The organism is Rhizobium anhuiense (assembly GCF_003985145.1).
Lineage (GTDB): Bacteria > Pseudomonadota > Alphaproteobacteria > Rhizobiales > Rhizobiaceae > Rhizobium > Rhizobium anhuiense.
On sequence record NZ_ML133524.1, the window covers coordinates 383,774 to 403,325 of the forward strand.

The window sequence follows — 19,552 nt, forward strand, 5'->3', positions numbered from 1 at the left end:
GAACTCTTATTTTACAATGACCGTGGAACCGACTTTCACCCTCGCATAGAGATCGATGACGTCGGCATTGCTCATGCGAAAACAGCCCGATGACGCGAAACCGCCGACCGTCGACTGCTCGTTCGTTCCATGAATGCGATAGAGCGTGTCGGTCCCGCCCTTGTAGAGATAGATCCCGCGGGCACCCAATGGATTGAGCGGCCCAGCCGGCACAAGGTCCGGAAGTCCGGCCGCGCGCGCCTTCATCTCGGCAGGCGGGCGCCAGTCAGGCCACTCTGCCTTGCGTCCAACCTTGACGGTACCGCTCCAGCGAAATCCGTCTCGTCCGACTCCGATTTTGTAACGGATCGCGCGTCCTTCGGAGATGACGAGATCCAGCGTACGATTGCCGCTGACGATGACGATCGTCCCAGCCGCGTAGCTTTTTTCGATCGTCACCACGGCGCTTGTCGTCGGCCCAAGGCTTCGCGGCACAAGCCCGCCTGCCGCGGCGTCGCCGACAGCGGCCAGAATTGCCAAAACTGCAAGGCCGACGATCGCCTTCATCGCACCAGTGCTCCAAGCTTACCGACCGCGCCGCAGAAGCGCGCCCGGGAATTCACTTGAAATGGCAGCACGCCGCGGTTGACTGCCTCGCTCAGAGTATCCCAGTCATCCGCAATGACATGCGTCGGGATCTCCTTGAAGATCTTCTCCGTTTGTTGTCGGCGCAGGCCGAGGCCGAAAAGCTTGCTGCGGTATTTGTTGATGACGATGAATATCTGATCCGAACTACCGCGCAGCCGTACCAGATTGGCAAACAAATCCTTGGCTTGAGAAAGCGCAGGGACCGTCATTTCAGTGACGATGCAGATGCTGTTGACCGACGTGAGCACCTCGTATTTCCACGGCGTGTCGTAATAGGGAACGTCGATGATCGTGTGGTCGCTCTCGAAGGCGGCCACGTCGAGCATACGCAGCACGAGTTCACGGCCCTTTGGCGCCAGAAGGACTGATGGCTGCTTGAAGGACAGCAGTGAAAAGCCGCCCGAATGACGCTTTCGGACCAGATCGATGAATTCCAGATCGACCCGGGAAGGATTGGCGATGACCGGCTTCAAGTCGTAGTCGTTGACAAGGTTGAGATAATAGCCAAGCGCCCCGGAGCAAAAATCCGTGTCGAACAAGTCGATCCGCGGCGTGGAATTCTTGGTCGGCTGGGCCAGCACATGCGCAAGCGACGAAGCAATCATGCTGGCGCCCGCGCCACCGACGGCCGAGACCACGGCATGCACCCGGCTGTCGCTGGCCCCGGTGCCCGGCGCGTGGGTCGAAATCATGTCGATCAGTGCGCGGCGATCGAGCGGCTTCTTCAGCCAGTCATTGCCGTTTAGGCGGAAGAGCAGCCGCAGCATGTCGTCCGCCAGGTCTTCGGAAACGACGACGAGCGGAATGTCCCGATAGCTGGTGCGAAACGCGAAAAGCTCCGGCTGGTGCAGCAATGTCCCGTTGTCGACGTCGAGAACGATCAGGTCGAATTGCGCCGGATCGAAGCGGCCCTTTTCTCCGAGCGCCTTCAGCGAGAGATGGCGGACATCGTAACGCGAAAGCGACCCGAACGTATCGAGCATGAAGCTCGCAGCAGCCGCGTCGTCGGACAGAACCAGGATCTTGGTGGATGCGGCAATGTTCATGTGAGCTGTCATTTCGCTTTCCTACGCATAATTTAAGGAGTCAGCAGGTTGAGCACGTCTTTAGATCTTCCGTCGTGATCGTCACCGGGTGGGCCGGGACGGTGATGTCGTTCAGTCCCAGCAGCCCGCCGAGGATCGGCAGATCGAAGGTGATATCGCGCACCTCCAGCCGCATCGTCAGCACGGGCCCGTCCGGCCGGCCCCAATAGCCGAGCCCCGATCGCTGGTAGGTGACCATCAGCTTATCCGGCGTGATGCGCCAATTGAGGTCGCAAATGCCGGGGTGAGGATCAGTTCCCGCGTTGCAAACGCCGTCGCTTCCCAGGACGATCCGGTTCAATGCCGCCGTGCAGTTCGCCAGAGCCGGCCCGCAGGTCGAGGATATCGTGGCATCGTTCGGCGCCGCTTTGCCGTTGTTGAGTGGATCGGCAGCTTCAATCGGGAAAACGGCATTGAAATTCGTCGTCACCGGATCGGATACGGCCGCCAGACGGGCACCATATTGCAGTGCCTTGACGGTCTGGTTCCACTGCGACATGGCATAGCCGAACTCGATGAAGGCGGCGAATACCAGCATAACGATCGGAAAAGTCAGCAATGCTTCGACAAGGCTGGCGCCGCTGCTATCCTGCCAGAAGGTCTTGATCGCCCTAGAGGTCACCATCCGATGTACCTCTCTTCATGGAAGGAAGTGATCGTGATGGCGTCGATTCCGAGAAAGCCGAACACCGGCGAGGTCTCGTAGAGATGAGCAGTGGAAATGGTGATGTTCCCGTCTGCATCGGGTGCAGTGATGGTGATGTCGGCAGCATCCTTCCAGCCGGGGACACGGGGTATGGCGCCTGCCGCAGGTGTTTGCGTTCCGTAAAAGGCGATCGTCTTCGCAGTCGCCTGATTGCATGTCGGCACATAGGTTCCCGACACCGGCCGGCATCGCGAAAGGTAACGCCCCGCATCGCGCAAGCCTGCGTCGATCTGCATCCGCTCCCAGAAGATGCTGCCAAACTCCAGTATCCCCGCCGCAAAGAGCGTCACAAAGGGAATGGCGAGTAGCGCTTCGGCAAGCACCGCGCCTTCCTCCCGCCGCCAGAAGCCGAGGCAAAGCCGATGCCGGATAAAGTTGCGGAGCGCCATCATCTGACCAGCTCCGCTTCTTCCCGCAGGAATTCGTCGAGCGTACCGCGACCACCCTTGCCGGTGATGTCGATCATCTCCAGGGAAAGGTATCGTTCGCCGCCATCCTTTATCGCCGGCTTGGTCAGGAACATGCGCGCGAAGGCCACGGCGCGCGTGGCCTTGTGGCCGTTCAAATGGCCGACCGAGGCTTCATAGCCGCAATTGACGATGGCTGAGAAGATCTCGCGGCGATCACCGTATTCGGCCGCCGTATAGTTCGAAAGGTCCGGGCCGGTATAGCACTGGCCGCCGGTTGCCGGTGTCCCGGTCTCACCATTGGCCGAGGCATGGCTGATGAGAGACGGGTTTGCCAGCTCGTAACGATAAACATCGTAAGCGGAGGGTTGACTTGGCGTTCCGGTCGGCGCCGGATAACTGGAGTGGCTGCCGAGGACCGTGCTCACCGAGGGCGCGGCCGTTCCCTGCGCGACATTCCAATATGTCATGTACTGCCAATTGTTGCTGCTGCTGATCTTGCCGCCGGCAAGCGAGGTCATGGACGCTCCGTAGCCGAGCGGCAAAGCCTTGGTGGCATCGCCGACAACGGCTCCGACCGTGACCGGATCATAAGTATCGCAGTCGTTCTTTCCCTTGCCGCTGATCGACTGAGCGGAGCGTATGTTTTGGGCGGGTCGGTAACGATAGTCGCCGTTCGCCTTGTTGAACGACGAGGAGTAAAAACCGAAGCGCGTATTGACGCCGTCCTCGACTGGCCCCGCCTTTGCGCCGGTCTCCGTATCGAGGCTGTCCTGCGTGTAGCAGGTACCGGGGTTGCCGGTGGCGAGAGCCTCCGCCAGCACGGACGCACCATTGCCCAAGGGGGTCCGCAGGAACCCGAAATTGCCGGGACCGGGATTGGACGCCGAGGTGCTGTGAAGCTCGATCTGTCGCCCGTAGAGATTGCCGGCCGCAAAATTGGTGTGCAGGGCCGCGGCTGCAACTTCGCTGGCGCTTTCACTCGTGTTGCCCGCCGGCTCGAACGGATTGCAGATAAAGATCGGCGTCACGTCGCAGGCGCTGGCGTGGTATACCGCCACGGCGTCGGCAGCGATATTGATCGTACTGCGGGTGAAGCCAACCGGGATCGGAAAGATCGTCTGCATCGCCTGCGGCTTGGCAATGACCCAGGCGTAGGACGCTTCGCTGGCCGTTGTCGTTTCCATCGAAGACGGGATGGGCGTATCGTCATTGGCCGGGATGCTCTTCAGAAAAAGCACGGTGACCGTGCTCCCGGCATCGTTGCCGGCGTCATAGGCCACGGTAATATGCGAGCCAAGCGACATGCCGGCCCCGCCCCCGGAAAAAGCCGCGCTATTGGCGATTTTCTCGATCGCCGTCTGCGCCCTCGAAATGGCATCATCGCGGCCATCGAGTTCGCGGGCTCCGGCCAGCGCCATCGCATCGACCGCGTTCTGGAGATCGGTGTGCAGGTTGCTGCTGCGGCCGACATCGATGATCAGCAGCGAAAAGCCGAGAAGCATCGGCATGGCGATGAGCGTCAAGGCGATGACATAGCCACGATGATCGTTCCAGAACCGTCTGATAACCCTGCTCAGCATTGGCATACCCCCATCGCGGCGCTATCGCCGTGACGACCCTGTTTCGTGCATTTCCCCTTCCGGCGCGCTGCCGCCGTTCATGCCTTTCGAACAGCTACTGGCTGACGGTGGCCCCACTGGACGCCCCGTTGGCCTCCATGGCCGGCGACGGCTGAATAACGCCCACCCCGCCGTTCTGATACTGAGTGACCGCCCTGCGGATTACCTTGCCGTCGCTTGCGATGCGGGTTCGCTGAGCTTCCGGCGGGAACGGGTCCTCGGTATGGATGGCCTTGTTTGCTTCCATGGCGTTGCCGGCCCCGAAGGTGATCGTATCGCGATGGTTCATGTAGTCGGCACAGCCGGAAGCGAGGCCGGCGGCTGCAAGGACGAGAAGGACGCGTTTAGCGTTTTGTAGCAACGGCTTGGACTCCCTGATTCAGGTCGAGACGATGGCCATAGGGCCCAGTCACGCCTACGCCATTGCGAAAGCGTCGGAGCATGTCCTTGTCGACTTCCAGGACACCGAGCGCAAAAAGCTCGACGTCGTTGGACGAACGCGTCTGGTCGAGCGGACTGTAGAGGTCCTCGCCCGGGCGAGCCGGTCGCACTATGTGCGGGGTGACGACGATGACGAGGTCGGATTCCTTCTTCTGGAAACTCGTCGAACGGAACAGTGCGCCGAGGATCGGTATCTTCCCGAGGCCCGGCAGTTGCTGGATGTCTTTGGCATTGATCGACTGCAGCAGGCCCGCCATGGCAAAGCTCTGGCCGTCGCGAAGCGCTACCGTGGTGCTCGCAGCACGCGAGATGAAACCTGGATTGCCGTTGACGTTGATCGACGGATCAAGCTCGGAAACCTCCGGCTCGATCTCCAGATTGATGACGCCGTCGTCAAGCACCACCGGCTTGAAGGTCAGCCGCACACCGAAGGGGCGATAGTCCGTCTCGGTGGCGACTGTCGTGCCGTTGTTCGTCGTCTTCAGGATCGGCACTTCACCGCCGGCATGGAAGCTGGCGGTCGAGCCGCTCATGGCGATCAGGTTCGGCTGAGCCAGGCGACGCACCAATCCCTTCTGCTCGAGCGCATTGATGACCACGTCGATGCGGCCGCCGGAGATTTCCAGCACCTTGGCGATCAACTGGCCGAAGGGCAGCATACCCGTTGCCGCACCCTTGGGATCAAGGAGGCTACGGGCCAGGTTGCCGTTATCGTCCACGGTGATACCCTGGCTGGTCGTTGCCTTGCCGATGCCGTTGTTGCCATGCCCGGACCAACCGATCCCGAGATCACGACCCGTCTGACGCGAGGCTTCGATGACACGGACCTCCAGCATCACCTGCTGGCTGTCGCTGACGCGCAACTGGTTCAGCACCGGCTGCTCGGAATAGGACTGGGCGATTTCCATCACCCGCTGCAATTCGATGCCGTCGCGGACGATGCCTGTCAGGCGAATACGATCGTTGGAGTTGACCACTCTGACCCGGGCCGAGGGTGCGGCAGAGCGAATGGCGGCGGCGACTTCGGTGAAATCGCTGGCAACGCGGATGTCGATGACGCCGAGAAGCGATTTGTCGTCGCCATAGACCGAGATATTGGTGGCGCCGGTCTTTTTGCCGCGAATGAACAGCGATCGATCGGAAAGCGGCACCACGTCGATCATATCGGCGCTACCGATGACGAGATCACCGAAGGGCTGGCCGGTATTGAGCGTCAGCGTCTCGTTCGGAGGCAACGTCACATGCTGGACCGATTTGCCGAGGGTGACCGACTTTTCCTGTGCGTTGGCGCAGCCGGCAAATCCGGGCCCCAAACACACACAGGCCGAAAACACTGCCGCAAGTGCCGCAAGGCTTTTGGTCCTTGCGATTCGTCTCTTGTCGTTCGCCATGCCTGCTTTAGCCCCCCTCATTCGGCTGGCCGCGCCGCGGCAGGCCGCATAAACATCACTGGATCAGGCCGACTCGATGCTCCTCGCGCTTCGTCGTGTTCCAGACCCCCACTGTCACCCACTTCGGCTCGACCGGCAACACCGGCTCGACCTTTGGCTCCACAATCTGCACTTGTTTTTCAGCTTCTGGCAACTTATTCTTTTCCAGATCATGGCCGAGCTCCGTCGCCATCGCCCCGCCACCCAGGTCGGCGACGGTGATCGGTCGGGTTTGCTCGACAGAGGAAGAGGCAATATTGCGAAGCGCCAGCGAGAGCGTGCCGATACTGGAGCCGAGGGTAAGGCGCTGCGCCTCATCGGTCGTGACCTCAAAGGTCACGGTTTTAACGACGGATGGCTCGTCCTTGCGCTCGTCTGCCGTCTGGTCCACCGCCAGCACCTTGACGCCTTGGAGCAACACGTCGACGAAGGTCTGATCGTTGCCGGCCGGCCCGCGCACGACCCGCGTCAGAAGCACGTCGACGCGATCGGAAGGCCTGACGAAGCCGGCAACGCCGAGCACGTCGTTGACGCGGATGGAAACCGCCTTCATACCCTGGTCGAGCGCCGCCGACAGCGTGGCGCGTTCGCCGGTACCAGTGATTTTCGACGATAGCACCGGCTCGCCGGGGTCGATCGCCGCCATGGCATAGCGGGGCTGGGCATCGCTGCCGACGACCGTCTCGATGCTGACGAACGAGCCTGTAGGTGTTTCATTCGAGGGCCACGGAATGGCTCTGAGATTTTCGGATCGGATCCGATCGCCGAAGCGCATCGCCTTGGCGGCGACAACGAGTGTCCGTTCCTCGGCCTTCATGCCGTTCATCGCCAGCAGCCGGGCCTTCTGATCGGAGAGATACTCGCGCATGCCGAAAACTGCTGCTGCTGCGAGGACAAACGCAATAACGAGACTTAAAATCGTTGAAGAACGCATCGCGGTTACTCGCTACACTGGACGGAACGCATCCATTCATTGATGCTAATTTAGGAGGGAGGGGTTAACAAAAACCCCTCGCCTCTTCGAACGCCAATATCAGGCTGCTGGGACAGCCAGCTTGGCCGTAAACCAGCCTGCCCAGCCGTTCCAAACGGTAGACAGATTGGTGCCGGCCAATGTCACCGCCCCGATCACGCCGCCAACCAGCAAGGCGAGCAGAATGAGGTATTCCGTGAGTGCGACGCCGTCTTCTTCCCGCGCGAAAGCGCGTACGCTATTTACAAAGGCTTTCATCGAGAATTTCCTCCCAGATAAGTTGTGCGCCGTAACTTCCCCCGGCCACCTTGTCGTCGAGACCGCCCCTTCGACTGGGAATATTAATAATCTCTTAAGACTAATTTAGTCAATTGTTTTATACGTGAGCGTTCGGCATCTATACTTTATGGTTAAGACCAAAGTCCGGCCGTCATTCGCAAAAACTGACACACTCGTCTGGATTTATTGGAACGGAACTTAAAGATCCGACTATAGTAGCCCAAAAGGTTGAATACCATGCTGCAAGTAATCGATGTCATTAGTTCGCTTTCGGTATTTCTTTTTCTCTACGCCGCCTGGACCGATTTCCGCACATGGAAGATCCCCAACACGATAGTGCTCGCGCTTGTTGTACTTTATGCATTGCGCACGGTGGCCGTGATACTTGGCTCACAGGACGTCGGCGCCGCGCTATTTGCTTCGAGCGGAATTGGCGGCGACGTCGGGGCCGGCCTGCTGATGTTCATGCTGGGGGTGATGCTCTGGGCGTTCCGGCTGTTTGGCGCAGGAGACGCCAAGCTTTTCCTGCCGATCGGCCTTTTTATCGGATGGCACGGAATGCTGCCGTTTTCGTTTTTGCTCCTCGTCCTCGGCGTCGTGACGCTCCTGGTCCTGCGGCTGCCGGTGCCGCTGCCCGTCGCACATCTCGCCTTTTTCATGCGCGTGGAGGAAATCCGGGCGAGCCGGAAGGTGCCCTATGGCGTCGTCATGGTTTTCGCCGCGCTCCTCACCTTGGCTCTGCCCATTATCCGACAGCAGCTGCGGTGACCTGGCATCGGCATAGCCGCTTCCTCGCAAGCGCCCCATCGCCAAAGCAGGATGTTGCGCGCCTGCGGCCACGGATCTTCGACCGGTGGGTCGAAGCGAAGCGCCGCCGCCAGCCATGGTTCAATGCTGTAGGCAATCTCGGCGTAGCCGCACCTGAGCCCTCAGTGGTCGACTTGCCCTATTTCCATGGGCGTGGCGGCGGCAGCTACCGTTTCGGTTATGCCTGGGTCAACCAGCCGGGCTGAACGGCATCAGGATTTCAGTTCCTTCCAGGCCGCGTCCAGCGCCAGCTTGGTAATCCTTGCCATCTCATCCACCTCCGCATGGCTGATGACGAGCGGCGGCGAGGCCAGCATGCGGTCGCCGGTGGCGCGCAGCACGAGGCCGTTCGCCAGCGCGTGGTTGCGCACCAGCGCACCGACCTGATCGGGCTTGACATAACGGGTGCGAGTGCTCTTCTCGGCGGCAAGCTGCAGGCCGCCCATCAGGCCGATGCTGACGGCTTCTCCGACGAGATCATGTTCGGCGAGCGCTGCCCAGGCCTTGCCGAAATAGGGGCCGATATCGTCGCGCACGCGTTCGACCAGTCTCTCCTCCTCGATGATACGCAGGTTTTCGAGTGCGGCGGCCGCACAGACCGGATGTCCGGAATAGGTGAAGCCGTGATTGAACTCGCCGACCTCGTTGATCAGCACATCGGCAATGCGGTCGCTGACGAGCACGCCGCCGATCGGAAGGTAACCGGAGGAAAGCCCCTTGGCGATCGGCGCGAGATCGGGCTCGACGCCGAAATGCTGATGGCCGAACCAGGCGCCCAGCCGGCCGAAGCCGCAGATCACCTCGTCGGTCACCAGCAGAATATTGCGCGCCTTGCAGATCCGGTCGATCTCCGGCCAGTAGGTCTCGGGAGGGATAATGACGCCGGCAGCGCCCTGCACCGGCTCGGCGACGAAGGCTGCGACATTCTCCTCGCCCATCTCGTCGATCTTCGCTTCGAGCTCGCGCGCGACTTTGAGACCGAATTCGGCGGGCGAGAGATCGCCGCCCTCGCCGTACCAGTAGGGCTGGCCGATGTGGACGATGCCTGATATCGGCAGGTCGCCCTGTTCGTGCATGTATTTCATGCCGCCGAGGCTGGCGCCGGCGACGGTCGAGCCGTGATAGCCGTTCTTCCTCGAGATCACGATCTTCTTCGACGGCTTGCCGACGGCGCTCCAGTAGACCCGGGCCATGCGGAACCAGGTGTCGTTGGCCTCCGAGCCGGAGCCGGTGAAGAAGATATGGTTGAAACGGGCGCCGGCATGGGAGGCGACCTTCTGCGCCAGCAGCGTCGTGGGCGTCGAGGTCGTGCCGAAGAAGGTGTTGTAATAGGGCAGCTCGTTCATCTGCCTGGCGACGGCGTCAGTGATCTCCCGGCGGCCATAGCCGATATTGACGCACCAGAGGCCGGCGAAGCCGTCGAGATATTTCCTGCCGTGATTGTCGAAGATGTGGACGCCCTCGCCGCGCTGGATGATGCGCGTGCCTTCGGCATTCAACTTCTTCATGTCGGCGAAGGGATGCAGGTGGTGCGCGGCGTCGATCGCCGCAAGGTTCGAGGGTGGGTAGGTATCGGGCATGGTGGTAAAGACCCTCGCGGATTGAAAGGCTGATGTCGATGGGTTAGGAGCTTGGCCTTGTCCCGGAGGATTTTCAAGGTCATGGCGAGCGACAGGATGGACGGCACGGCCGAAGGCGGCGACCCGCGTTTCGAGGTCCTGATCGTCGGCATGAACGGCGACCTGCGCGGCAAGCAGCTTCCGATCGGCGCCGAAAGCAAGATCTGGTCCGGAGACATCCGCCTGCCGACCTCGACGCAATCGCTCGACATCTGGGGCGATGACAATGACGACATCACCGGCCTGTCGCTGACGATCGGCGATCCCGACGGCATGCTCGTTGCCGACCGGCGCAGCCTGGCGCCGATGCCCTGGGCGCCCGAAGGCTCGATGCAGGTGCTCGCCAGCATGCACGAATTCGACGGCAGCCCGAGCTTCATGGACCCGCGCGCCATCCTCGCCTCGGTGCTGGAGCGCTATGCCTCGCGCGGCCTGACGCCAGTGGTGGCGACCGAGCTGGAATTCTACGTGATGGCGGGAGACTGGCGCGAGACCGGGCGCCCCTCCCCGCCCGAAAGCCTGACCTATCGCGGCGCGCCGAACGGTTTCCAGCTTTACGACATGAGCGCCGTCGACGCGCTCGACGATTATCTCAAAACGCTGAGGGCCTATGCGAGGGTGCAGGGGCTGCCGGCGGATGCGACGACGGCGGAGTTCGGCCCGGGCCAGTTCGAGGTCAACCTGCTGCACCGCCCCGATGCGCTGGCAGCCGCCGACGATTGCCTCTATCTCAAGCGCATCGCCGAGCAGGCGGCGCGCCGGCACGGGCTGAAATCGACCTGCATGGCCAAGCCCTATTCCGAACATGCCGGCTCCGGCCTGCATGTGCATGCGAGCATCATCGACAGCCAAGGCCGCAACATCCTCGATGCCGAAGGCGGCGAGCCGAAGCGGCTCAAATCGGTGACGGCAGGCCTGCTTAACACCATGCGCGAGGCGCATCTGATCTTCGCGCCCTTCGCCAATTCCTACCGTCGGTTCCAGCCGGGCTCGTTCGCACCGGTCGATCTGACCTGGGGCAGCGGCCATCGCGGCACGGCGATCCGCATACCCGACAAGGACGGGCCGGCTGCACGCATCGAACATCGCGTCGCCGGCGCCGACGCCAATCCCTATCTGCTGCTCGCGGCGATCCTTGGCGGCATGCTCACCGGTCTCGACGACGAACTCGACCCCGGCGAAGAGACGACGCCGTCGCACATGCCGGCGAATACGGCACGGCTGACGCATGATTTCCTGAGCGCCGTCGAAAGCTTCCGCACCTCGCCCTTCATCGCCGATATCTTCGGCGCCCGGTATCAGGCGCTCTATGGCGACACCAAACGCAAGGAAGCGCTGGCGCATCTGCGCACCGTCTCGGATTTCGACTATCGCACCTACCTGCCGCGGCTCTGAAATCTACGCGGCCGCCGACTTACGCGGCGGGCTCGCGGCGTTCGCTGGCGTGCACCTGCGCCGCAAGACCCTGCTTGACGAGAACCTTCAATTCGCCCGGATGCAGCCGGATCGAGACATCGCGTTCGAGTGGCAGCAACTCACCGTCCATGACGCAATTGGCCTTGAAGCGCAGTTTCGGGAAATGCAGGTGCACTTCGGCCGGGTGCATCACCATGACGTCGGCATTCTCGCGGAACTTGCCGCGCAGCATGTCGATGGCGAGACGGGCGACACCCAGAGGCTTCAGCGGATTTGCCGTGTAGAAGCCGAGTTCGCCGCTTGTGAGATTATCGGCATAGAGCAGCGCATTCTCGCCGAAGGGGTTGTTGGAGACTGAAATCGCCGACACCCTGCGACGCTCCCTCATGCCGGCCGCCTCGAAATCGACCTCGAATTCCGGCGGATTGAACACGACGCCCAAGGCCGCCTTCGTGCTCGCCCGGATCTTGCCGAGCCGCGAGCGATAGCTGTAAGCGTTGCGGTAGCGCACCATGCGGGCATGCAGGCCGGCGGAAAACTGGTGGATGAAGGGCCGGCCGTTGGCGCTGGCGATATCGACATTGTCGATCTCGCCGGTGGCGAGCACATCGAGCGCCTGCCAGATGTCGAGAGGCACACGCAACGAGCGGGCAAAGAGGTTCATCGTGCCCGCAGGCACGACACCGAGCGCAATGCCGTTTTTCCAGGCGATCGAGGCCGCCGCCGAAATCGTGCCATCGCCGCCGCCGGCGACGATCCCGTCGATATCGTCGCGCTTGGCCGCTCGCTCCATGGCGGGAATGATTTCTTTTCCGGAGAAGACGATAGCATCGAAATCGTGCCCCGCTTCGCGGAAAGCCGCCTCTGCCCTCTTTTCGTAGGCCAGCATGTCGGTGGTCTTGAAGGTACCGCCATCGCGATTGAAAAAGCCTACAAGCTTCATAAGGGCTCCAGTCCCTGGCGTGGAGATAATCCTGCCTTTGTCCATCAGATGGTTGCGATCATGGCGATTTCAAGCGCCACCGCTTCCCCGCAGAAATGACAGAAATGCAAAATTTGCAATAGACGTATGCACATAGCAGGACGCTGCACTGCAAAAAATGCACTCGACGCCAGCCTGAACGTTAGGGATAGATGAAGTATCGGGGACATGGGTCTCCACCTCCCGCCATTTTACGATCGGCTCGCGGCCGCGCCTGCGCCAAGGGCCATTTCCAAGCAGAAACCGCCTCGAGGAGCTCTCGTGAGTGAGATTGCCGTCAATATTTCCGTCGATAGCCGGGATGAAGAGCTGCCGTCGGCAACGACAGTGGCGCTGGTGCAACTGGCGCTCGCCTGCGGCGGCTTCGGCATCGGCACCGGCGAGTTTGCGATCATGGGGCTGCTGCCCAATGTCGCCGAGACTTTCTCGGTCACCACACCGCAGGCCGGCTACGTCATCAGCGCCTATGCGCTCGGCGTCGTCGTCGGCGCGCCCGTCATCGCCGTGCTCGCCGCGAAGATGGCACGCCGCACGCTGCTCCTGACGCTGATGCTGATCTTTGCCGCCGGCAATATATCAAGCGCCCTGGCGCCGACCTTCGAGACCTTCACTCTGCTGCGTTTCATCAGCGGCCTGCCGCATGGCGCCTATTTCGGCGTCGCGGCTCTTGTTGCCGCCTCGATGGTGCCGGTGCATCGCCGCGCCCGTGCCGTCGGCCGCGTCATGCTCGGCCTGACGGTCGCTACCCTTCTCGGCACGCCGCTGACGACGTTCTTCGGCCAGTCGCTCGACTGGCAGGTGGCGTTTTTCTCGGTCGGCGTACTCGGCCTGCTGACCGTGGCGCTGATCTGGTTCTACGTTCCGAAGGACCGGGTTTCCGAGGAAGCGGGGTTCCTGCGCGAACTCGGCGCCTTCCGCCGGCCGCAAGTGTGGCTGACGCTCGGCATCGCCGCCGTCGGTTATGGCGGCATGTTCGCGATGTTCAGCTATATCGCCTCGACGACGACTGCAGTGGCGATGCTGCCGGAAAGTGCGGTCCCGATCATGCTTGTTCTCTTCGGCGTCGGCATGAACGCAGGCAATTTCATCGGCTCGTGGCTCGCCGACAAGTCGCTGCTCGGCACGATCGGCGGGTCGCTGGTCTATAACATCGTCGTGCTGACCATCTTTTCGCTGACCGCCGCCAACCCCTATATGCTCGGCCTTTGCGTCTTCCTCGTCGGCTGCGGTTTTGCCGCCGGCCCGGCGCTGCAGACGCGGCTGATGGATGTCGCCGCCGATGCGCAGACGCTTGCCGCCGCTTCCAACCATTCCGCCTTCAACATCGCCAATGCGATCGGCGCCTGGCTCGGCGGCCTCGTCATCGCCTGGGGTTACGGTTTTGCGGCAACCGGTTATGTCGGCGCAGCGCTCTCATTCCTCGGCCTCTTCGTGTTTGCAGCCTCGTTCCACCTCGAGCGCCGCAGCCGGAGCGCGCAGGCCGTCTGAGGCCATGCGCAACTCGCGGCCTTCCGGGCTGCAGAAGACATAATCATCGCCCCATGCTGCGAGCGCTCGAATGACCGGCTTCAGCGTCATGCCGAGCGGCGTCATTGCATATTCGACGCGCGGCGGCACCACCGGAAAAACGGTGCGCGACACCAGACCGGACTCTTCCAGTTCGCGCAGTTGCTTGGTCAGCATGCGCTGGGTCACGGCCGGCAGTTTGCGGCGCAGTTCGTTGAAACGCAGGGTTCCTTCCATCAGATGAAAGAGGATCACGCCTTTCCACTTGCCATCGAGGTAAGTCAGCGTCGCCTCGACCGGGCAACCGGGAAAGTTCTTGACGAGCTTGGCGCGCGGCAATGACATTTTACGGTATCCTTTTGGGTACTACGTACAGAATTTGTGCATTCTTGCGTTGTCAGAACATAGTGCGCATCTAGCTTCCGTGCAATTAACACAGGAGTCTCCCATGCGCGCCGTCGCTTATAAAACGCCCCAACCGATTTCCGCCGAGACCTCGCTGATCGATGTCGAACTGCCGATGCCGGAGGCCAAGGGTCAGGATCTGCTCGTCGAAATAAAGGCCATTTCGGTCAATCCCGTCGATGTGAAAGTCCGCGCCCATTCGGCGCCACCCGCTGACGAGCTCAAGGTGCTCGGCTGGGACGCCGCCGGTATCGTCAAAGCCGTTGGCGCAGAGGTCACGCTGTTCCGGCCAGGCGACGAAGTATTCTACTCCGGCGTCATCAGCCGTCCGGGCAGCAATGCCGAATTCCATCTCGTCGACGAGCGCATCGTCGGCGCCAAACCGAAGAGCCTCGATTTCGCGGCCGCGGCCGCCCTGCCGCTGACCTCGATCACAGCCTACGAAGCCCTGTTCGACCGGCTGAAGGTACAGGACGCAGTTTCGGGAGCGGCACGCTCCATCCTGATCGTCGGTGGCGCTGGCGGCGTCGGCTCGATCGCCATCCAGATCGCCCGGGCGCTGACCGATCTCACCGTGATCGCCACCGCGTCGCGGCCGGAAACGCAGGATTGGGTAAAGGGACTCGGTGCGCATCACGTCGTCGACCATTCCAAACCGATCGCGCCACAGGTGGCAGCGCTCGGCATCGGCGCGCCGGGATTCATCTTCTCGACCACCAATACCGACAGCCATATCGGCGACATCGTCGAAGCGATTGCGCCGCAGGGCCGCTTCGCGCTGATCGACGACCCGAAGACGCTCGACATCGTGCCCTTCAAGCGCAAAGCCATCTCCGTTCATTGGGAACTGATGTTCACCCGCCCGCTCTACGGCACGCCTGACATGATCGAGCAGCACAAGCTGCTGAACAAGGTTTCCGAGCTCGTCGACGCCGGAAAGATTCGCACGACGCTTTCGGAGATCGTCGGGCCGATCAATGCTGCCAATCTCAAGAAGGCGCATGCCATGGTCGAAAGCGGCAGGATGAAGGGCAAGGCGGTGCTTGCAGGATTCTGAGATCGCCAGCATGGCCGGTATTTTTTCGGAACCGCAAGGTCATGCAAACCATCCGCCCGGAATGCCGCATCGCGGGGTGCGACATTCTGGCGTTAAGCATTGACCCCGCTTGACTTTTTCCGCATTCGGGACCACCTAGCAAACACGTGGCCGACACCTGTCAGCCACGGATTTCAACGGAGCCATCTTCACGATGCCAAGCGACAGTAGCAGTCGATTGCCTTTGCCGTACGCGGCCCTCGTGCGCTGACCGACTCCTGTCGGCTCGCCCGATCGGACGCTACGGCGGATCGACGGAAAGGCGAGCCTCACATGAATATCAATCGCTTCCCTCTTCGGGCAGGCCATGCCGCCCGTGCCTTCATCAACAACAGCCGCGGCGCAACGATCGCCGAACGCGTCGATGCGTTGAACGCGCTCGCCGTCCAGGATGCCGGGCGTGTGCTGTCCGGCATGCCGCTGGACTATGCCGTCAACATTCTCGACCGGCCGGAGCTTCGCAACGCTGCACAGATCCTTGCACTGATCAGCGCGGAGGACGCCGCACGGCTGCTGCACGGCATGTCCAACGACCGCGTCGCCGACGTGCTGCTCGAACTCGACGGCGAGACCCGCGCCCGGCTGTTCTCCAGCCTCGACGAGCCGGTGCGCATCGCGATCCAGCACCTGATGGGCTATCCGCCACGCACGGCCGGCGGCATCATGACGACGGAGTTCGTCAGCGTGCCTGACAGCTGGACAGTTGCCCAGACGCTCGATCATGTGCGGCAGGTCGAACGCTCGCGCGAGACCGTCTATGCCATCTACGTGCTCGACGAGATCAGCCACGCGCTCATGCATGTGGTGACGCTGCGCCGGCTCATCACCGGCGAGCCGGAGGCTTCGATCCTCACGGTGGCGCAGAAGGGTGCGCCGGTTTCGGCCGATCCGCTGATGAAGCAGGAAGATGTCGCCCGGCTGATCCGCAAGCACGACCTGCTCGCCCTGCCCGTCATTGACGAACATGGGCAGGTGCTCGGCATCGTCACCGTCGACGACGTGATCGACACGATGATATCGGACACGACGGAAGCCGCGCAGAAGTTCGGCGGCATGGAAGCCCTCGGCCAGCCCTACATGAAGATCAGCTTCGCCGGCATGATCCGCAAGCGCGCCGGCTGGCTCGCCGCGCTCTTCCTCGGCGAAATGCTGACGGCAAGCGCCATGCAGCATTTCGAAGGCGAGCTGGAAAAGGCCGTGGTGCTGACGCTGTTCATCCCGCTGATCATGAGCTCCGGCGGCAATTCCGGTTCGCAGGCGACCTCGCTGATCATCCGGGCCCTGGCGCTCGGCGAGCTGAAGCTTTCCGACTGGTGGAAGGTGCTGTTGCGCGAGCTGCCGACCGGCATCGTGCTCGGCGCGATCCTCGGCCTGGTCGGCTTCGTCCGCATCGTCTTCTGGCAGTCGGCCGGGCTCTACGATTACGGCCCGCACTGGCAGATGGTCGCCGTCACGGTATTCGCCGCCTTGATCGGGATCGTCACCTTCGGCTCGATCTGCGGCTCGATGCTGCCCTTCGTGCTGCAGAAACTCCGGCTCGATCCGGCCAGCGCCTCGGCCCCCTTCGTCGCCACGCTGGTCGACGTCACCGGGCTCGTCATCTACTTCTCGGTGGCGCTGCTCATCCTCAGCGGAACGCTGCTGTAGCGCCCAAAACGGCAAGCCCGAGGAGAATTATTTCCCCTCGGGCAGCTTCAACGGCCCATGCGTCTTGATGCTGCGGATGGCGAAGTTGGAGCGGATGTCGCTGACATTCGGCAGCGTCAGCAGCGTTTCCGTCAGAAGCCGTTCGTAGGCGGCGAGATCCTCCACCACCACTTCGGCGAGGAAATCGGCCGTGCCCGAAATCAGGAAGCAGGAGACGATCTCGGGGATGGCGAGCAGCGCCTTCTGCTGCGCCTCGGAATTTTCGCGGCTGTGATGGACGACCTTGAATTCGACGAAGACGGTCAAGCCGAGACCGACCTCCTTGCGATCGATATCGGCCGTATAGCCGCGGATGACGCCGGAGCGTTCGAGATTGCGGATGCGGCGCAGGCAGGGCGACGGTGAAAGGTTCACCTTCTCGGCGATCTCGACATTGGTTGCGCGCGCATCCTCCTGCAGGCACTTCAGGATGGCAATATCGAATTTATCGAGATTTGGCATTTTCGCGATCCCTGTCGGCACGGATTGGCAGAAGATTGCGTCTAGCATGATTTTAGAGCCAGAGATAGCAAGGACATGCCCTGCCCTCTAGCGCTAGTCTTTTCTCAACCGGAGAGGCTCCGGACGAGAGAAGGGACAGGACGATGACCACCATTGCATTTACGAACGACAAGTCGCCGTCGCAGGCGTTGGGCTATGCCAGCGGCACTCTGACCGTGTTGATCTGGGCGACATGGTTTCTCGTCACCCGCCACAGCGCCGCAACGCCACTCGGCTCGATCGACATCGGACTGATCCGCTTCGGAATTCCGGCGCTGGTGCTTGCGCCCGTCTGGCTGAAGACGGGACTGCTGCCGAAGGCCCTGCCGCTCCACCTGCTGGCGATCATGGTCGCCGGTTCCGGCGCCGTCTTCTTCCTGCTGACCACGCTGGCAATCCATTCGACGCCCGCCGCCTCTTCAGGCATTCTGCTCGGCGGCTCGATGCCGCTCGCTGCGGCGCTGATCGGCATTGCGCTGTTTCGCGAAAGACCTGACAGCACGCGCATCGCCGGGCTCGCCGCGATCATCGCCGGAGTACTGATCTTGCTGACGCAGAGCCTTGCGGACGCCTCGCTGCCCTGGACGAGCTTCGTGTTGCTGCCGGCCGGCGCCGTTTTGTGGGCAAGCTATACACATGCCTTCCGCCGCTCCGGCCTGACCGCCGTACAGGCGAGCGCCCTGATCGCCGTCTGGTCCTTCCTGATCATGGGCGCGCTTGCCCTTGTCTTCGGCATCTCACTGCCGCAGGCTTCTCTCCCGGATATCGGCCTGCAGGTGCTGAGCCAGGGCATTCTGTCCGGCCTGATCGCCATGCTGGCTTATGGCACCGCCGTCAGAACACTCGGCGGAACGCAGGCCGCCGCCTTCACGGCGCTGACACCGGTGCTCGCAACCCTCGGCGGCGGATTCCTGCTCGGCGAAGCGATCGGCATCACCGAAATCAGCGCCGCGGTGATCACCGGCATCGGGGTGGCGCTTTCGACGGGTATTGCCGCGCCGCGCCATTGACCATCAGCGGGAACCAACACGTCAACAGCCGCCGACAGCGATCGCTGCGGCGGCTTTTTCAGCAGACATATTGCTCAAGCCTGGATGACGACGACCCTGGCGCCGACCTCGACGCGGCTATAGAGGTCGATCACGTCGTGGTTCATCATGCGGATGCAGCCGCTCGACATGGCAAGGCCGATCGATTGCGGCTGGTTGGTGCCATGAATGCGGAAATGCGTGTCGCCGCCGCCGCGATAGAGATACATCGCCCGCGCACCGAGCGGGTTGTTCGGGCCGCCCGGCATGCCGCCGGCAAGCTTGCGATAACGCTCTTCGCGGCGCTGCATGTTTTCGGTCGGCGTCCAGCTCGGCCACTCGGCCTTGCGGCCGATATAGGCGTCGCCGGCAAAGGCCAGCCCCTCGCGGCCGACGCCCACCCCGTAACGCACTGCCCTGCCGTCGCCGAGGACATAGTAGGCGCGGCGCGCCGGGGTATCGACCACCACTGTGCCGGCAGCGTGTGTGGTTTCATAGGCCACTTCCTGGCGGCGGAGCTCCGGCTTGATCTTGTCGATCGGCACCTGCTTCAGCGGAAATTTTTCTTCCGGAAGTGCGGCGTAATTGGTCTGGCTGTTCAGGCCGGTCGAAGAGCAGCCGGCGACAAAAAGCGGCAGAGCGATCAAAAAGCCCCGGCGGGAGATCGTCATGAATGTGTCCTTAGTGCGTCAACATGATGTCGCAAGCTAAGGAAATTATGGTTAACGAACGACTAACGACGGCCCGCAATAAGCGATCACGAAGGCGTCAGCACGTGAAAATTGTCGGCAGCGGGGATAATCCGCCTCACATATTCGGATAGACCGGCCCCTCGCCGCCCTGCGGCGGCACCCAGTTGATGTTCTGGTTGGGGTCCTTGATGTCGCAGGTCTTGCAGTGCACGCAGTTCTGGGCGTTGATGACGAAGGTGTCCTG

Annotated in this window: 22 protein-coding genes; 7 read left to right on the plus strand and 15 right to left on the minus strand. The window is 62.0% G+C overall.

Going from position 1 to position 19,552, the window contains the following annotated elements; translation table 11 throughout:
* Positions 1-6: 6 nt before the first annotated feature.
* From EEQ99_RS15190 to EEQ99_RS15230, 9 genes are all read right to left on the minus strand, one after another.
* The gene (locus tag EEQ99_RS15190) at positions 7-546 is read right to left on the minus strand and encodes a L,D-transpeptidase (RefSeq protein WP_063474212.1); all 540 of its coding nucleotides are present in this window, start codon (positions 544-546) and stop codon (positions 7-9) included.
* Positions 543-1,685, minus strand: coding sequence for a response regulator/pilus assembly protein (locus EEQ99_RS15195; protein WP_097631107.1), 1,143 nt, complete (start codon positions 1,683-1,685; stop codon positions 543-545). Before EEQ99_RS15195 ends, EEQ99_RS15190 begins: the two co-directional genes overlap by 4 nt.
* A gap of 28 nt (positions 1,686-1,713) precedes the next feature.
* On the minus strand, positions 1,714-2,337 hold the full coding sequence (locus EEQ99_RS15200) for a TadE/TadG family type IV pilus assembly protein (protein WP_063474210.1): 624 nt from the start codon (positions 2,335-2,337) through the stop codon (positions 1,714-1,716).
* Complete coding sequence (locus EEQ99_RS15205; protein WP_047616175.1) at positions 2,331-2,810, minus strand: TadE/TadG family type IV pilus assembly protein; 480 nt, start codon at positions 2,808-2,810, stop codon at positions 2,331-2,333. Before EEQ99_RS15205 ends, EEQ99_RS15200 begins: the two co-directional genes overlap by 7 nt.
* On the minus strand, positions 2,807-4,408 hold the full coding sequence (locus tag EEQ99_RS15210) for a TadE/TadG family type IV pilus assembly protein (RefSeq protein ID WP_047616173.1): 1,602 nt from the start codon (positions 4,406-4,408) through the stop codon (positions 2,807-2,809). The genes EEQ99_RS15205 and EEQ99_RS15210 overlap by 4 nt, the downstream gene beginning before the upstream one ends.
* Before the next feature lie 94 nt (positions 4,409-4,502).
* Positions 4,503-4,808 (minus strand): hypothetical protein, encoded by a 306-nt coding sequence (locus tag EEQ99_RS15215; RefSeq protein WP_047616171.1) that lies wholly within the window; start codon positions 4,806-4,808, stop codon positions 4,503-4,505.
* Positions 4,792-6,279, minus strand: a complete 1,488-nt coding sequence (locus tag EEQ99_RS15220) for a type II and III secretion system protein family protein (RefSeq protein ID WP_047616169.1) — start codon at positions 6,277-6,279, stop codon at positions 4,792-4,794. The genes EEQ99_RS15215 and EEQ99_RS15220 overlap by 17 nt, the downstream gene beginning before the upstream one ends.
* 55 nt (positions 6,280-6,334) lie before the next feature.
* Positions 6,335-7,252: a Flp pilus assembly protein CpaB gene (cpaB, locus tag EEQ99_RS15225; RefSeq protein WP_097631109.1), complete on the minus strand. Its 918-nt coding sequence runs from the start codon at positions 7,250-7,252 to the stop codon at positions 6,335-6,337.
* A 99-nt stretch (positions 7,253-7,351) separates the two neighbouring features.
* Positions 7,352-7,549, minus strand: a complete 198-nt coding sequence (locus EEQ99_RS15230; RefSeq protein WP_097542943.1) for a Flp family type IVb pilin — start codon at positions 7,547-7,549, stop codon at positions 7,352-7,354.
* Between the two features lie 258 nt (positions 7,550-7,807).
* Here EEQ99_RS15230 and EEQ99_RS15235 point away from each other — a divergent pair, with 258 nt between their 5' ends.
* On the plus strand, positions 7,808-8,338 hold the full coding sequence (locus tag EEQ99_RS15235) for an A24 family peptidase (RefSeq protein ID WP_097542942.1): 531 nt from the start codon (positions 7,808-7,810) through the stop codon (positions 8,336-8,338).
* The gene (locus EEQ99_RS15240; protein WP_097631110.1) at positions 8,335-8,583 is read left to right on the plus strand and encodes a hypothetical protein; all 249 of its coding nucleotides are present in this window, start codon (positions 8,335-8,337) and stop codon (positions 8,581-8,583) included. The genes EEQ99_RS15235 and EEQ99_RS15240 overlap by 4 nt, the downstream gene beginning before the upstream one ends.
* 6 nt (positions 8,584-8,589) lie before the next feature.
* On the opposite strand, the gene EEQ99_RS15245 is transcribed toward EEQ99_RS15240, so the two are convergent.
* Positions 8,590-9,957 carry an aspartate aminotransferase family protein gene (locus tag EEQ99_RS15245; protein WP_097631111.1) on the minus strand — a complete coding sequence of 456 codons (1,368 nt, stop codon included), beginning with the start codon at positions 9,955-9,957 and terminating at the stop codon, positions 8,590-8,592.
* An 81-nt stretch (positions 9,958-10,038) separates the two neighbouring features.
* Between EEQ99_RS15245 and EEQ99_RS15250 the strand changes: the two genes are divergently transcribed.
* Positions 10,039-11,391: a glutamine synthetase family protein gene (locus EEQ99_RS15250; RefSeq protein ID WP_127430693.1), complete on the plus strand. Its 1,353-nt coding sequence runs from the start codon at positions 10,039-10,041 to the stop codon at positions 11,389-11,391.
* A gap of 19 nt (positions 11,392-11,410) precedes the next feature.
* On the opposite strand, the gene EEQ99_RS15255 is transcribed toward EEQ99_RS15250, so the two are convergent.
* A complete protein-coding gene (locus EEQ99_RS15255; RefSeq protein WP_047616159.1) occupies positions 11,411-12,355 on the minus strand; it encodes a diacylglycerol/lipid kinase family protein in 945 nt (314 codons plus the stop codon).
* A 300-nt stretch (positions 12,356-12,655) separates the two neighbouring features.
* On the opposite strand from EEQ99_RS15255, the gene EEQ99_RS15260 reads away from it, so the two are divergent.
* On the plus strand, positions 12,656-13,882 hold the full coding sequence (locus EEQ99_RS15260) for an MFS transporter (protein ID WP_097631112.1): 1,227 nt from the start codon (positions 12,656-12,658) through the stop codon (positions 13,880-13,882).
* Here EEQ99_RS15260 and EEQ99_RS15265 read toward each other — a convergent pair.
* Positions 13,808-14,245 (minus strand): winged helix-turn-helix transcriptional regulator, encoded by a 438-nt coding sequence (locus EEQ99_RS15265; protein WP_097542936.1) that lies wholly within the window; start codon positions 14,243-14,245, stop codon positions 13,808-13,810. The genes EEQ99_RS15260 and EEQ99_RS15265 overlap by 75 nt on opposite strands.
* A gap of 103 nt (positions 14,246-14,348) precedes the next feature.
* Between EEQ99_RS15265 and EEQ99_RS15270 the strand changes: the two genes are divergently transcribed.
* Positions 14,349-15,362: a zinc-binding alcohol dehydrogenase family protein gene (locus EEQ99_RS15270; RefSeq protein ID WP_097542935.1), complete on the plus strand. Its 1,014-nt coding sequence runs from the start codon at positions 14,349-14,351 to the stop codon at positions 15,360-15,362.
* A 312-nt stretch (positions 15,363-15,674) separates the two neighbouring features.
* Positions 15,675-17,048, plus strand: coding sequence for a magnesium transporter (mgtE, locus tag EEQ99_RS15275; protein WP_063474203.1), 1,374 nt, complete (start codon positions 15,675-15,677; stop codon positions 17,046-17,048).
* Positions 17,049-17,075: 27 nt separating this feature from the next.
* On the opposite strand, the gene EEQ99_RS15280 is transcribed toward mgtE, so the two are convergent.
* Positions 17,076-17,597, minus strand: coding sequence for an Lrp/AsnC family transcriptional regulator (locus tag EEQ99_RS15280; RefSeq protein WP_174824460.1), 522 nt, complete (start codon positions 17,595-17,597; stop codon positions 17,076-17,078).
* Between the two features lie 95 nt (positions 17,598-17,692).
* Here EEQ99_RS15280 and EEQ99_RS15285 point away from each other — a divergent pair, with 95 nt between their 5' ends.
* Positions 17,693-18,598, plus strand: a complete 906-nt coding sequence (locus EEQ99_RS15285; protein WP_048338694.1) for a DMT family transporter — start codon at positions 17,693-17,695, stop codon at positions 18,596-18,598.
* Positions 18,599-18,672: 74 nt separating this feature from the next.
* Here EEQ99_RS15285 and EEQ99_RS15290 read toward each other — a convergent pair whose 3' ends face one another.
* Together EEQ99_RS15290 and EEQ99_RS15295 are read right to left on the minus strand one after the other, a co-directional pair.
* Entirely contained in the window at positions 18,673-19,287 is a 615-nt protein-coding gene (locus tag EEQ99_RS15290; RefSeq protein WP_047616146.1) for a L,D-transpeptidase, read from the minus strand.
* Between the two features lie 136 nt (positions 19,288-19,423).
* Positions 19,424-19,552 (minus strand): 4Fe-4S dicluster domain-containing protein (locus EEQ99_RS15295; RefSeq protein ID WP_164735940.1); only part of this gene is annotated, 129 nt, incomplete at its 5' end.